The sequence below is a fragment of the Cytobacillus sp. genome, assembly GCF_964223445.1.
Classification (GTDB): Bacteria; Bacillota; Bacilli; order Bacillales; family Cytobacillaceae; genus Cytobacillus.
In genome coordinates this window covers 24,703-38,735 of record NZ_CAXQGS010000052.1, presented here as the reverse complement: position 1 = coordinate 38,735, position 14,033 = coordinate 24,703, and the positions used below count along the sequence as shown (strand labels likewise).

The 14,033-nt window shown below is 37.4% G+C and carries 12 protein-coding genes; 5 read left to right on the top strand and 7 right to left on the bottom strand.

Annotated elements, in window-relative coordinates; translation table 11 throughout:
- Window positions 1-215 precede the first annotated feature (215 nt).
- Window positions 216-830: a CotY/CotZ family spore coat protein gene (locus tag ACEQ1T_RS09230; protein ID WP_370222601.1), complete on the top strand. Its 615-nt coding sequence runs from the start codon at window positions 216-218 to the stop codon at window positions 828-830.
- A gap of 89 nt (window positions 831-919) precedes the next feature.
- Here the strand turns inward: ACEQ1T_RS09230 and ACEQ1T_RS09225 are convergent, their stop codons facing one another.
- Together ACEQ1T_RS09225 and ACEQ1T_RS09220 are read right to left on the bottom strand one after the other, a co-directional pair.
- Window positions 920-1,291 (bottom strand): hypothetical protein, encoded by a 372-nt coding sequence (locus tag ACEQ1T_RS09225; protein WP_370222600.1) that lies wholly within the window; start codon window positions 1,289-1,291, stop codon window positions 920-922.
- A gap of 11 nt (window positions 1,292-1,302) precedes the next feature.
- Entirely contained in the window at window positions 1,303-2,490 is a 1,188-nt protein-coding gene (locus ACEQ1T_RS09220) for a ParM/StbA family protein (protein WP_206839632.1), read from the bottom strand.
- A 179-nt stretch (window positions 2,491-2,669) separates the two neighbouring features.
- On the opposite strand from ACEQ1T_RS09220, the gene ACEQ1T_RS09215 reads away from it, so the two are divergent.
- The gene (locus ACEQ1T_RS09215; protein ID WP_206839630.1) at window positions 2,670-3,449 is read left to right on the top strand and encodes a CsxC family protein; all 780 of its coding nucleotides are present in this window, start codon (window positions 2,670-2,672) and stop codon (window positions 3,447-3,449) included.
- A gap of 596 nt (window positions 3,450-4,045) precedes the next feature.
- On the top strand, window positions 4,046-5,623 hold the full coding sequence (locus ACEQ1T_RS09210) for a hypothetical protein (RefSeq protein WP_372530242.1): 1,578 nt from the start codon (window positions 4,046-4,048) through the stop codon (window positions 5,621-5,623).
- 55 nt (window positions 5,624-5,678) lie between these two features.
- On the opposite strand, the gene ACEQ1T_RS09205 is transcribed toward ACEQ1T_RS09210, so the two are convergent.
- The gene (locus tag ACEQ1T_RS09205) at window positions 5,679-6,389 is read right to left on the bottom strand and encodes a CsxC family protein (RefSeq protein ID WP_206839626.1); all 711 of its coding nucleotides are present in this window, start codon (window positions 6,387-6,389) and stop codon (window positions 5,679-5,681) included.
- Window positions 6,390-6,744: 355 nt separating this feature from the next.
- On the opposite strand from ACEQ1T_RS09205, the gene ACEQ1T_RS09200 reads away from it, so the two are divergent.
- Window positions 6,745-7,536 carry a CsxC family protein gene (locus ACEQ1T_RS09200; RefSeq protein ID WP_206839624.1) on the top strand — a complete coding sequence of 264 codons (792 nt, stop codon included), beginning with the start codon at window positions 6,745-6,747 and terminating at the stop codon, window positions 7,534-7,536.
- 355 nt (window positions 7,537-7,891) lie between these two features.
- Here the strand turns inward: ACEQ1T_RS09200 and ACEQ1T_RS09195 are convergent, their stop codons facing one another.
- A complete protein-coding gene (locus ACEQ1T_RS09195) occupies window positions 7,892-8,695 on the bottom strand; it encodes a CsxC family protein (protein WP_206839622.1) in 804 nt (267 codons plus the stop codon).
- A 287-nt stretch (window positions 8,696-8,982) separates the two neighbouring features.
- Here ACEQ1T_RS09195 and ACEQ1T_RS09190 point away from each other — a divergent pair, with 287 nt between their 5' ends.
- Window positions 8,983-9,243: a DNA-binding protein gene (locus tag ACEQ1T_RS09190; RefSeq protein ID WP_206839621.1), complete on the top strand. Its 261-nt coding sequence runs from the start codon at window positions 8,983-8,985 to the stop codon at window positions 9,241-9,243.
- 154 nt (window positions 9,244-9,397) lie between these two features.
- Here the strand turns inward: ACEQ1T_RS09190 and ACEQ1T_RS09185 are convergent, their stop codons facing one another.
- The 3 genes from ACEQ1T_RS09185 to ACEQ1T_RS09175 form a co-directional block, all read right to left on the bottom strand.
- Entirely contained in the window at window positions 9,398-9,577 is a 180-nt protein-coding gene (locus ACEQ1T_RS09185; protein ID WP_206839619.1) for a hypothetical protein, read from the bottom strand.
- 408 nt (window positions 9,578-9,985) lie between these two features.
- Window positions 9,986-10,432, bottom strand: coding sequence for a Mov34/MPN/PAD-1 family protein (locus tag ACEQ1T_RS09180; protein ID WP_370222595.1), 447 nt, complete (start codon window positions 10,430-10,432; stop codon window positions 9,986-9,988).
- Window positions 10,407-13,700, bottom strand: a complete 3,294-nt coding sequence (locus ACEQ1T_RS09175) for a hypothetical protein (protein WP_370222593.1) — start codon at window positions 13,698-13,700, stop codon at window positions 10,407-10,409. The genes ACEQ1T_RS09180 and ACEQ1T_RS09175 overlap by 26 nt, the downstream gene beginning before the upstream one ends.
- Window positions 13,701-14,033: the final 333 nt, after the last annotated feature.

The following is a 14,033-nucleotide window of genomic DNA, read 5'->3' as shown; positions in this document are numbered from 1 at the left end:
TTATGTACTTTTAATATATGTTTTTTAATAATAAAGGACTGGACATGTTATTCAGATTTTTATAACTCCATTATTTAAATTTTTATTCAAAAGCTACAGTAATAGAAATTCATCAACAAACTTTTTTCACTCTTAATAGGCTAGATTCTCACTCGATATTTTCATTCCAGCCGTATGCTAATGATGAAGATAATTTTTAGGGGAGTGAGAAATTCATGGGTATGTGCGGCAAGAAATATCTTAAGGATCATGACAAGCACGATGACTTCTGCGAGGTACATGAACACGACTGCGATTGCCACTGGAAATCAGAGAAAAATAGTGATAATTTTAAATTCCATCACAATTTTCATAAAAATTGTGTAGAAGATGTTCTGGAAGCTATTGATAAAGCTCAGAAAAAGGTGAAAAATGAGGATGATTGCAAGACATCCTGTAAGGATTCCATTGATAGGCTCATGGGAGGATCCAAAAAGCCGAAGAAAAATACGATCCCATTTATCCTCTATTGTGGAGACTGTGAACCATTTAAGGCCACCGGCGTGACGACATTTACTCATCACTCAAAGGAGAAAAAGTTTGCATGCATTACGTCTTTTATTTTTAAAATAAAAGAATTTGATGGTAAATGCGCAGTTCTGGAATTATTAACGTTCAAGCAATGCAAATCATCAAGAGATCCATTTAAACACGCTTCAAAGGATTTTTGCTCTCCTTGCAGCCAAATAGATTTTGAAAATATTGAAGATCTAATTGGTACAGGTATTTGTATCAACGTGGATCTCTCATGCTTCTGTGCCGTTACTTGCCTGCCTGCTGTCCGCATTTAGAGCCTTGTAAGTGATTTTCTTGAAATGAAATTAGAAGTTAAAAAATTCAAACAAAAAAGGTGTACCTCATAAGGTGCACCTTTTTACCTTTATCCCCCAAATGCCTCAAGAACATTGACTACTTCATTAAAATCCAAATCCGCTTTTTCTGTTTGATTATTAAGTGGATAACCCTGCTTTTCTTTAATATTTAAAGTAATGGATCCGCCCTCTATCAGCCTCTTCAATTCCGCTATTTCAGCTAAAATTACCTCACTGCTGCTGCCTGCTGCTTTAGGATGCAGATAGTTATGAAGTGCCGATAAAAGCAGATGCATTAAAGTCTGATTAGCTGCATGGTATTTTATCTGCTCCTCCACTTTTGCGGATACAGAGATATTGTTTCCAGTTTTCACATCAATGAAGGATTCGGAAATCGTTATAGCTGTTTTATTAAGATAATCCGTATATGTTTTGGACATTAGCGTCATCCCTAACTCTTAACGGAAATGGCAGTGCTATTTCCTTTTTCCTTTTTAATTTGATTCATTTTTGCCAAAATCATCAAACCTTGAACATTAAGCTTTTCCATCCCCTCAGGAAACATCAGCTCAATTGGACGGCCTCTCTCGGACCATCTGACTGCAGCTTCGAGAATCTGCTTTTGTGCCAACTTGGCCGCTCCACCGACTGCAATATACCGGACTGCCCCTTTAATCTCTCTCGAACTGCTCCGCACCCTGTCAAAATGCTCCAAGTATTTTACCGCCATTGATTTTAGCTGCGGAATAATATATTTGCTGATATCTTTTCTTACTCCCGCAAACGGCTCCACATACCATTCCGAGATCCCCGCTGCCAATTTCTCCTCTAGCTCTGCTCGTGAATCGAAGCGATACAGCTCATTTTTGCTTACCTTTTGAATGATATGGTCAAGAAACTGATTAATGCCAAACGGTTCACCTTCTATAGAAGCAACTGGTTTATTATTCTTTATTCCTACAAAATCCACAGAATCTCCACCAAGATCTCCGATAATAATTCCTTTTTCTGATTCTTTAACAAGTTCATGATTTGTTATTCCCAGAGTTTCCTGGTCCCGGGTTAAACCAAGGTAGGCACAGGCTCCTTCTGCCCCGATAATAACATCATTAATGTTAAGCTTGACTTCGAGCTCTTTTGGTTCACTCAATCCTGGCACCTTGTGGAAAATTATTGTATGAGAACCAATTAATTTCTCTTTCAGCTTTGATTTACGCTCCTTATACTGTGTTGTCGGTAAAGAAACAGCTAATTGATCGATAGAATAGGTTATTTCTAATTCATCAGACTTCTGAAGGGCTGCATGATAAGCTGCTAATCCAAAAAGCAAAATATACGTTCGGTCCTCATCAACTTTTTGATTATTAAATGAAGTTAAACTAACATCCTTTTGTCTGGCAGCTCCCATTCCAATATAAAAGATTTCTCTTTTTTCTTTAACAGCTCTGCTTTTTACTTCAACGATCAAATTCTCCTCAAAGATAATATCCTCATCGTCATATGGTTTTTCATAAAACTCGCTGTCAAAAAGTGCAATTGCATTTGGAAGCTGGTACTCGGATATCATTCCGCTATCAGAGGCCATCGCTTTATACCAACTGTTCCCTATATCAACCGCCAGAAAATTTCGTCTATCCATTTTCCCTCACTCCTCCTTTAGAATCTTATGCGGGATAGGAGTCCAGTTGTGCCCGTCTTTTCTTATTAAAATTTTTACATATTGGGTTATAAAGGCTCCTTTTTCTATTAGGGCAGGTGCCTATACATAGTCATTTAACACGCATAGTATGCTATATCTTGACTTCAGGAGGCCCCAAAATGTCTGAATCGCATAAAGATAAACATGAGAATGAATGCAAAGCGATTACTCATAATTGTGAATGTGAAAGCTGCATCGAACATCATCCGCATGTCAGCATTGGTAAAATCGTTACAAAGGTACCTGTAGTGCTGGCTGAACTTACCTTACAAATAAATATAGATGCCTTAATAACATTTCCAGAGCCAGTTCTGGAAATAAAGGACATTAAGAAAACAGTTAAATTAACACAATGCAGACTATTATTACCTACAAACAAATTATTTATTAAAGGCTTTGTCCGGAAGAACATTCAATATGCGAGCCCATGCCCGGACATTGAAATGCACTCAGGTAAAAGCATTGCTTCTGATTTGCATTCATACACTGTGGATGTACCCTTCCAATGTGTGAGTGAAATTAAAAAATTCTTAACAAAGCCTGAAATGCCGGAAATGAACAATAGAAAGGAATTTGACTTTCTTATCTCTAAACCTTTGCCTTCAGGCCATCCCGAGAAGGATGAGCTGCAGACAAAGGATCTTTCCCAGTTCCACCAGGAAAGCACCCAGCATTATAACGAGCTTCCGTTTTGTGAACTAATATCCAGCAGAATAATAGAATGGGATGAAGCCATCGACCGGTCTCCACTTCCCAACTGCACTCCGTTGGGAGAAGGAATTTTTACAAAGGTTGAGGAAAAAATGGTCTTGGATATAACATTGAAGGTACTGCAAAAACAGCAGATCCGCGTATCTTCCACAACAAATGATGATGATTGTTTTCATCACTGTGATTAACGCTCAAAAAATCACTAACTTGAAGGTAAGGAGGGGATTGGAGAGGATGCTTTTTTAGACAGCACCTTCCTGGAATCATGAGAAATGACAGTAATCCTATTAATAATTTAAAAAAAGATAATATTGAGCAGCCTGCCCAGCAACTTTACTATTATTCTGGGCAAGGGAATCCGGACAGCAAAAAGAGTGAAAGCGAGCCAAACAAGTCTAAGCCTGCAGGGAAGCAAGTAAAGAAGTCAAACCCTTTATTTTCGCCCAAAGGGACTTCCCTACCTTTTATTTTGGCGCCGCCAAAATTAGAAGACAGGCAAATCACTCGTTATAAAGAAAAGCCCTCAGGAACAACTTTAGATAAGGCATTGATTGCTAAGCCGAAGCCTGTTAAAGAAAAGGGTCAGTTTGTCAATAAAAAAAGTATAAGTATTCCAAAAAGGTTAATGGATTTGCTGACCCCATTTTCTCCGATGCTCAGCTGGTCTCCTTCCTTACCAAGTAAATTTTCAAATAGTATTTATTATAAGACAATCGGAAGAAATGGCCAGCCTGGCTATGAAAGCCACTTCAAGGAAAATACTTTGCAGATCAGAGATAATGCATTGGATAAGGCTGAAGAATCTCAATATTCTCAAGAAAATACGAGTTTGGATGAAGAAGTAATGGAATCCAATTTTCTTAAACAAGAAAAGGAACTGGATTTAAAGACTAATTCAAACAAAAATGAAGTACTGGATTTGGTTCATGAGTTCTCTGCAATCCTTGAATCTACAAGCGAAGCAAAAAAAGAAGAGACTTCTATATTAGATGATCTGTTAATAGATGATCGAGATTACAAGAAAATAGACAAACAAGTCCATGAAAATGAATTTACATTATTAGTGGAAAAAGGGTTGTTACTTAAGGAAGAAAGTCAAGATGAAAAAGTTCAGTTCGATGAATCCCCTGGCATTTATTATGAACCGAGAGTAAATAATGATAGTTCATTGGAGAGTGAATTTGTTTCATTGCTGGAAGAATCGTCTTCATCAGAATCAGACATTGATTCATCTATACAGGATCAAGTCTTTTCTTTGATGGCTGAATCTTTGTTTGGCTGTAGTGAGTCCAGTTCCTTTATGGCAGAAAAACACTCTGAAAATAATACTGAACTTGAGGAATCCTCCTCTTCAGGTGAGGAATCTAAATTTTGTTTTGGATATCAAATGAAAAATAATGATGAATCCTCTGATGAAAAAAAAGAATTCATGCATGATTTTGATTCCCTGCAGGAAAAATTATCCTCTTTTATGGAGGAATTATCCTATATAAGTGATCAGGTTTCATCAATTATAAGTGGGGAAAGTACTTCACATGGAATGTATAGAGCAGCTGCTGATAATGATAAATATCAAAAGATATCGTCTTTGTTAAAGGATTTTTCTTTCATGATGGAGGATGATGAATCTATTCATGGTGCAGATGCTGCTCAAGATGAAGTAGATCATAATGATATAAACGATAAAAGCACCAATCTTATTGATAAGTTCACATCAGAACTTGATTCATCTAACAATTTGGACGAATTGGACCTTTCTAAAAGTGAATCTTCCAGTATGTGTGAAAACACTAAAGAGGTATGTAACGAGAAAGGTGAAATATGTCTTTTCGACCACCACAGCTCCGTACCCTGCCGGACAGGGCCAATCGTAAAGGTACCTGTAATGGTGGCAAAATCAGAATTAGAAATTAATCTATTTGAATGCTTGCCTTTCAAACTAACAGTCAAAGAAATTAAAAAATTGGAATGGTCGGTTGAATCACTGCGCTGCCGGGCACTGCTGCCATCAAATATTGCTTTTATTAAAGGGGTGATTATAGCTAGAATTATTTATGAAAATAATGATTCCCTGCAAATGGTAAAGATACCCCTTCCTATTGAGCATATGATTGATTTATACTGGCTTTCCACCCCAATGCTGCCAGAAGCTAACGCCAATAACGAATACACGTTTCTAACTAAAAATGGAAGTAATTCCCATCATGAATTCTTTCAGCAATTTACAGATGAAATCTATTGCCAGCTTCAAAAGATACATGTTGTCTGGCATGATAATGTCGGATCAGGGTCAACAGTGGAAATCCAGGCCAATGCTATATTATGTCTGGACTTTTTCCAAAAGCAATATGTGGAATTATAATGAGAGGGTATCTTTTAAGGATACCCTCTTTCCGTATTAACATAACAGGCTTTTCTTATCCGTTGCCGTTGCCGTTGCCTAATTGACGCTGAGTCAATCGAACAACAAGATTAACTTCCGCTTTTTCAGTAATTTTATCAAATCTGCCGAATCTGTCAAAATCGCTTAACACGTCCACTTGTGTTACATTTGCATTCAGCAATTTACATTTGATCGGTTCGTTTAAGAATTCAAAAGTAAATGAACCAAAGCTGCAGCGGTCTGCCCCCATGCCATCTTTTGCAAGTTCTCTAATTTCATTGGTCTGGCTGCTCTTATTGCTAAATTGCCAATCAATATCCGGGAGACCGTCTACTAAAGAGTAACACTTGAAAGGAGCATTGACACTGTAATCTTTCACACTGCCTTCACACCCGTCCACATACTGAATGTTCTTATGAATATAACCCTCAACATACAGCTTTACAGCAGTTGGAGCAGTATCTGGAAATCCCTCGGGAATAACAGGTACTGCTTTACATTGAGTTAAATACACATTTTTTCTAATGTTTTTAATATCCGTTGCAGGAGAAGGAAGATAAATATCTGATTCTGTTAAAGTTTGGATCGGAACATCACCTAATACAACCGTTTCCTCTATACTGCCTGTATTTGTTGCATCTCCTACATCACAAAAAGATGTATGAGATTTTGCTGTATCGCATGCCGGAAGGGGAGGACATTTGTCTTTGCCGCTTCCACACCCGCATGAATGGTTCCTCTTCATACAATCACTCCTTAAATAGTTTTTTAGTCAAATTGAAAGCAAGCTTAATGGTTTTCATTGACTCACTATTATATATGTAAGAAAGAGCTATATGGAGTGGACAAGTATATCATGGCATATATATCAATTCTTAATATTATTGAAAAAACCGCATTTACCCAAATTATTAAACAAATTCCGGCACATTAAACGACAAAATAGATATGGACTAAATCCTCTCCTATCAAACTATGCAAATGCCAAAAATAACTGCTCCTCCGGCAAAAATCCACTAATGCACTACTTCATTCATCTATAGTTTGTCTCACTTTCTGCATATGATAAATTGAGCTTAATTAATAAAGGAGGAAAAATTTTGAAAAAGGATAATAATTGTATTAGTACGAACCAATCCGCATCTGTAGAACAGTGCGAGAGTTTTCCGGTAACTCCTATTACAACACCTGGTGGAGCAACACCTGGAGGAGAAGCAATTTTAAGAGTTCCGGTAACTCTTGCTGAATTGAATGTGAGAACCAATCTATCTGCAAAAATTCATTTCCCTGATCCAGTGCTGGAAATCAAGGCTATTAAAAAGAGGGTTAAAATTGTGCAGTGCACACTCCTTCTTCCTGGAGCTGCTGGTTTTGATCCTTTTGCACCTTCACCAACGCCAATTCCTTTATTTATAAGAGGTTTTGTTCGTAAAAATATCCAGTACGCTACTCCATGCCCACATTCATATGGCAGCTCATGTGTTTCATCCGAATTAAAGTCATTAACTGTTGATACCCCATTTGAATGTACTACTACAATTGCTGCCGAAGATTTCCTGAACCCGCCACAGCGTCCGATGTTTAATTCTGAATCAGAATTCGATTTCTTTAGATCCCAAGATTTAGGAAAAGGTTTTCCTGAAAAGGACCATTTGCTTTCAAGCGATCTTTCCCAGTTTCATCAGGAAAGCCGCCAATTCTATAATCAATTTCCTTTCTGCGAATTGCTCGCAAGCAGAATTGTTGAATACGATGAAGCTATAGATCGTCATCCACTGCCAAATCATGCTGCTTTCGAAGAGGGAACCTTCCAAACAATAGTAGAAAAAATGTTCCTCGAATTTACAATTAAAGTTTTACAAAATCAGCAGGTTCGTGTGAATGTTCTATAATCTACCTTTCTCTAAAAATTAAAACGGTTAGACTAATGCATTATCTTGGCAATTTCAGAACGAAATTGCTAAAGATAATGCATTATTATTTCACCAAGTTATCGAATTCATAAAAAAAACCCGTTAACGGGTCAAAAAAAAACGATTTTAATATATTCAGAGTTAAATCAAAAATACAGTCGACTGCATTTATCTAAACTGTTTATGTATTTTACTCACTCCAACTCCGCTTTGCTATTCCAACTAAATCATTCTGAGTCCGGGATACAGACTCAGAATGAACAATCTGCATATAAATGGGTGATACAGTTTTCCAGCTTTCATCACTGGACAGGATGAGAAGATAATAACCGCTTTATCTTATGCGATACATACCTTGAATCTTTTCTACAAATTTTTCACGGGCAGTTGCTGGTGTCTGTGCATTTTTTTGAGCTGGCCAAGGCAAATTGCAAGGTCCCTTTTTCGGCGGCTGTACGAACCTCGGATTAAATTGCTGGGTTTGCAATAATTTAAAGAATAGTGTTATTTCCATTTTTTCAGTAATCTTATCGAACTGGCCAAACCGGTTGAACTCCTTAAAAAGATCGAGCTCATTAACTTCTGAGAAAATTAATTTACAGTCAATCGGTTCATTATAAAATTCGAATGTTCTTGAACCACCCATAGAATGGTCAGCACCATGTCCCGTTTTATCAAGAAATCTTCTTTCATCCACTGATGATTTTCTGCTTAAAAATTCAATCGGATGATTAAATACCTGAACTTGCTGATTACAGCTAAAAGAAATGTCGGTACTAAAGTCCGTAATGTACCCGCTGCATTCTTCTACATATTGAATATTTTTATGCACAACACCAGTAATGAATAACTTAACATACCCTGGATTTTGAACTGATGGGATTGCTTTACACTGTGTGAGGGATACATTCTTGCGAATCCATTTAATTTCCCTGGCAGCTGTTGGAAGCTTAATATCGGCTTCGACATCCGCCTGGAGCTCCACCTCTGCCAGAACGACAGGAATGTCATAAACAGGAACCTTTTGAATGTCCGCAATAGGGGCAAAAGATCTGTTAAAACAATCTACTGTCTTGGCTTTCGAGATGTCGCAGGCTCCGCTATGACCTTTATTGCCGCACCCCATATTTTTCTTCATACATTTCACTCCTTATATTTTTTAAATCAAAGCAGAAAGAGTACAAAATAACATAATTGAGTAACTTCTTTCTTTTGACCTACTATTTATATATGTATAAAAGACAAGGATGGCATGGACATTTATAATAAGCTGGAACATTTTTTTGGACATTCATTACATAAGACGCAATCAATCTGTCTTAAGTGAATATTGCAGATACCCCATTTTTTAAATTAATTAACGTTCCGAATTCAGCAAAAATGCGTATGATAAACTAACTTTTAAGATTGGAGGGAGAATTACATTTGTCAAACACAAACCTTCGAAAAGAAAAGCTTATTTATTGTTCTGTCGTTACTGAGCTCCAAGCAGCCCAGGTTACAAAAATTTGCCAGGATTATGGTATCCAATCGGTAATCAAACTGAAACCCTATGTAGATATATCCCAGCTGAAAAAAGCATTAAGAACGAAAATGAAGGATAAATTATATGATCCATGCCCCTGTGGCAAAGGGAAGAAATTTAAATTTTGCTGCTATAAGGACGAATTGGAGATAGAACTATAATGTTCTTAATTATAGGAGAGGCAGATTTTATAAATTGATAAATTAAATGTTGGTTAATAGATTAAAATGTAAAGGGGAGCATTACTATTTGCCCCCCTTTTTTTAAATGGTAGACTTAAAAAACTCTGAATACTAATAGATAATATTAATATTCTTATGCCTTTTTAGCGCGTAATTTCTTTACGTTGGAGCCGCAGCCGCAGTCTCCATTTCCAGTTCTTTTTTTCTTGTAGCCCGCTCCCTTTATCGAATTTCCCATGTAAATTTTATTTTCATCTTTTTTTTGTGGATTACCTGTTTGATATCTCTTTGGCAACTCCCTTTTTTTATTCAAATGAACTCCTCCTACCACAAATAAATCCACCACAATATATATTATGAGACTTTTAGCTGCAACGTGTTCAGGCTAATACCCAATTTAACGATACAGAGTAATAGCATATCAGGACAGGTGAATTTGTGGCCTTTTTTCCCCGCTTGTATGGTGATGAAGGGAAATTGCTGCTTCAGGCATTGTATACATATTACTGCTGCAGTTTCTGCTGGGGAAAATATCCTGCCCCTTGCTCGCAATTGATAAAACATCATAGATAATCTTTGGTAATATTAGCAGAAGTGATCTAGTACTTATCCGCTCTGATTGTTTTGTTGCTATATACAATCGAATAATATTTAATGTCACAAGAGTAAAATAGTTAAAAAAGAATAACCGGCGCCTAATCGGTACGCCGGGTTTAGTGGACTAATCAATAATTTTAAGACTTAGTGGATGGTACCTTTTTTCTACTACTTTATAGCCTTTAACTTCTGTTTTTCCTTTATAAAAGGAAACAATAAAATAAGGCAACTCAGGATAGGAATTATTATTCATATCATGTGTAGATGGAACGGCTGGTGAAGTAGGGTGCGAATGGAAAATTCCAGATAGCCCCTCACTCAATTGTTCCATTTCCTGAACGGCTGCCTTGATGGATTCAGCAGACATCATAAACCGATTCCTATTTTGATATTCATTTTTTATTTTCCATAAAGTAGTACATTGGCCCTTTGCTCCTGAAAGAAGCCCGCAAGCTTCATACGGCAAATTGCTCCTGCAATAGCTTATCATCTCTTCATAAATTTTTTTCTTAATTACTATATTAAATTTATTTAAATGATTTTCGCTAATCTTCTTTCCATTGGTTCCCATAGTTATTCCCTGATTGCGCTGGCTGTGTCGTTTTGCTGCGCAATGTGAAAAAGTCCATTGCTGCTGTGTTTGTTTGTTTCGGGAGCGGCTGGTATTGCCCTTGACTGGGATGGTATTGCCCTTGACTGGGGTGATATTGCCCCTGAAAGTTTTGGGGGCGTGCGCTCCCTCCTTGCTGCTGAGACAGCATTCTTTGGAACCAGCTGGCGGATTGCTGGCTTTGCTGCTGTCCCGCCTGCTGCTGTCCCGCCTGGTACTGACTTTCCTGAGGCTGGCTTTGAACTGGCTGTTCCTTATCGGGTGAACTTTGCTCGGAAGGATTTTGAAGTCCAGCTGTGTATGGAGATAGGGGCTGCTTGATATACTGTTTAATAAAGTTCTCCTTTTCCTCAAGGTTGGATTCCAAGGCAGTAAATTGGGCTTTCATTTGTTTCATTTGTTTTTCCCAAATCTCCCTGTCCTTTTCATATTGTGAGATTTTATCCTGATACTGTTTCATATCTGCTTTGAACTGATCTAATTGCTGGTTCAAAGCCCGTTCACTTTCTTTTTTTACTTTATAAATTTCAATGTCCTTCGCCTGTAATTCTGAAGCCAGCTGAGCATTCATCTTTTCAAGCTCTTCCATTTTTTCAACCGTTGCTTTCGTTCTCTTGAGCTCACCTTTTAACTCGTCAATTTGTTTAGACCAGGAGCCTTTCTCTGCATCAAATTGGTCAGATTTTTCTTTATATACATTTACCTGATCCTGAACATGCTCCAGGACCTGAAGGTAAGAATCTTTTTCACGTTTATAGTGATCAGTTAATGAATTAAACTCCTCTATTTTTGTTTCAAGATCTTCTTTAAGTCTGAGTTTCTCAGATTCGAATTGTTCCAGACGTGTGAGTGAATTTTGAGCTTTGTGAAGCTCAGTTCTCATTATCTCTATCTGATTCTCCAACTCATCCTTTCTTGCTTCTGACTTCTCATAGTCATCCTTTATTTTTACTAGCTCCTCCATAAGCACACCCTTCTCCTTTTTAATTTGATTAAGCTCTATATTCTTTGATTCCAATTGGTGTTTTAATGAGGATGTCATCCGTACTAATTGTTTCATTTCTGTAAATACCTGGTTTAAATTTGCCGTGATTAAATCCATGCGTTTTTCGTCTGACTTCCGATGAGAAGAAAGGACTGAAAAGTTTTCATTGAAAGCAGCATTTTCTTCCTCCAGTTTTGCAAGCTTTTCAAGAAGACCGATTTTTTCTTCTTCAAAACTGTTATTCTCATCTTTTAGCTTGCCCATTTCAATCTCACGGCTTTCCAGACGGTTAAGCACTTCCATTTTTTCTTTCTCTTTTTGTTTTAGTTCTGTCTTTAAAGCTTCCATTTCTGCCTTAAGATGACTGACTGACTCTGCTGAATTATTTTTTTCAGACTCCAATTGGGTTATCTTTTGTAGATAAGATACGTTTTTCTGACTTAATTGTTCCTGATTTTGGATTAAAACCCGTAATTCTTGGCCCATTTTTTCGTTTTCTTTGATTTTCGCTGATGCTTCCTCTGATATCTTTTTAAAATTTTCCTCCAGAGATTTAGCATTTTCCTCAGCCTGGAGCATTCTTTCGGTTGCCTTTGTTAATTCACTGCAATAACTTAGATTTTCTGTTTCCAATTCACTTGCTTTCGCTGTAAGTATGCTGATTTTTTGTTCTGCTTCTTTCAGCTTCTGGCCAGCCGGTTGCAATTCATTTTGCAGGCATTCAATTATTGTCTTATTATCATTTCTTTCCTTGTGTAATTTTTCCAATTCTAATGTTTTATCAGCAAAATCCTTTTCTAACTTTTGATTATGCTGCAGTAAATCATTTTGTTTCTCCTGAAGCTGCTGAAGCTCTGAAGTTTTATCCGCGAGTTCCTTCTCCAGTTCCTGATAGGTCTGTTCAGAAGTCTGAATATGCTCCTGTAAATGATTATGTTCCTCCTGCAATTGCTTCAGCTTTGATGTTTTATCCGCGAGTTCCTGCTCCAGTTCCTGATGGGTCTGTTCAGAAGTCTGAATATGCTGCTGTAATTGATCATGCTCCACCTGCAGGTGTTGCAGCTTAGATGTTTTGTCAGCGAGTTCCTGCTCTAGTTCCTGATGGGTCTGTTCAGAAGTCTGAATATGCTGCTGTAAGTGATTATGCTCCTCCTGCAGGTGTTGCAGCTTAGACGTTTTGTCAGCGAGTTCCTGCTCCAGTTCCTGATGGGTCTGTTCAGAAGTCTGAATATGCTGCTGTACTTGATCATGCTCCACCTGCAGGTGTTGCAGCTTAGATGTTTTGTCAGCGAGTTCCTGCTCTAGTTCCTGATGGGTCTGTTCAGAAGTCTGGATATGCTGCTGTAAATGATTATGCTCCTCCTGCAGGTTTTCTAGCTTAAATGCTTTTTCAGTCAATTGACTTTCTAATTTTTGATATTTCTGTTCAGCAGTCTTGTTATCTTCCAGTAAACGATTATATTCCTCCTGCAATTTTTCAAGCTTTGAAGTTTTCTCAGCCATTAGATTCTCTAATTGCTGGTTCTTCTGTTCAGCTGTGATATTTTCTTCGAGTAGCTGATTATGTTCCTCCTGCAGCTGTTCCAGTTCAGAAGTCTTTTCAGCCAGAACGTTATTTAATGATTGGTAATCTTTTTCGACTGACTGGAAATTTTGTAATAATTGCATTTTCTCATCTATTGCCTTCCTTAACTGCGATGCCAATTGATTTTCTTTTGCTTTTGATTCATCTGCGCTTTTTTCATGCTCACTTAACACCATTTTCAGCTCATTAACACTTTCCATAGCTGTTTTGAGCTCCTGATGATTATGTTCCTTTTCCACTTCTGCTTCCTTTAAAGCTGCCGTTTTAGCTTCAAGCAATGTTTGGAGTTCTTCAAATTGCTGATCCTGATCTTTTAGGTCGTGATTGAGGTTTGAAATTTCCTCTCTTAAGCTATTTATTTCTTTTTCCAGCTGATTTTTCTCTTCTAAATGTTTTGCCGTTTTCTCTCTATCCCATTTGGAAAACAATTTTGGATTGAGTTCACTTTGCATGAGCCTTTCATTTTCTTCAGTAAGTCTCTGCATATCCCTTTTCAGAAAATCATTATCATATTTCATCTGCTTTAATTGCTCAATATAATTTTGAACAACTCCATCATGGTTAGCGCGAAAATAAGAAAGCTCCGATTCAAGATGTATTACTTTCTGCTGCAGCTGAACATAAGTCAGTCTTTCAACTCTGCTCCTTCTTAGCATCATATTCCTCTCCTTTAGGCAGATACCCATTCCTTTATCTCCTAGTTTATGCCCTTCAGCTAAAAACGTGTAATGATGCAGAACCAATAAATTATTTAAAGAAGCACTTTGCCTGGATGGCTATCCGAAATAAAAATACTGTATCTAACATATATGTATTCAGGAAGAATAGGTAAATTATCCAAGAATCAATTAATGCCAATTGATGCAAGCCCTTCAGTATGGATTAAATTTATTTGCTTTTTAAGCCGTGCAAAAAAGGCTAACTCAAAGGTTCGATTACATCGATCATTCGAGTTAGCCTTTTCATTTTTTCGGTTAGGAGCTATGCTTCCA

Coding starts and splice junctions, on each gene's coding strand:
- ACEQ1T_RS09230 (WP_370222601.1), top strand. CDS start 216: ATGGGTATGTGCGGCAAGAAATATCTTAAGGATCATGACAAGCACGAT.
- ACEQ1T_RS09225 (WP_370222600.1), bottom strand. CDS start 1,291: ATGTCCAAAACATATACGGATTATCTTAATAAAACAGCTATAACGATT.
- ACEQ1T_RS09220 (WP_206839632.1), bottom strand. CDS start 2,490: ATGGATAGACGAAATTTTCTGGCGGTTGATATAGGGAACAGTTGGTAT.
- ACEQ1T_RS09215 (WP_206839630.1), top strand. CDS start 2,670: ATGTCTGAATCGCATAAAGATAAACATGAGAATGAATGCAAAGCGATT.
- ACEQ1T_RS09205 (WP_206839626.1), bottom strand. CDS start 6,389: ATGAAGAGGAACCATTCATGCGGGTGTGGAAGCGGCAAAGACAAATGT.
- ACEQ1T_RS09195 (WP_206839622.1), bottom strand. CDS start 8,695: ATGAAGAAAAATATGGGGTGCGGCAATAAAGGTCATAGCGGAGCCTGC.
- ACEQ1T_RS09180 (WP_370222595.1), bottom strand. CDS start 10,432: ATGGGAACCAATGGAAAGAAGATTAGCGAAAATCATTTAAATAAATTT.
- ACEQ1T_RS09175 (WP_370222593.1), bottom strand. CDS start 13,700: ATGATGCTAAGAAGGAGCAGAGTTGAAAGACTGACTTATGTTCAGCTG.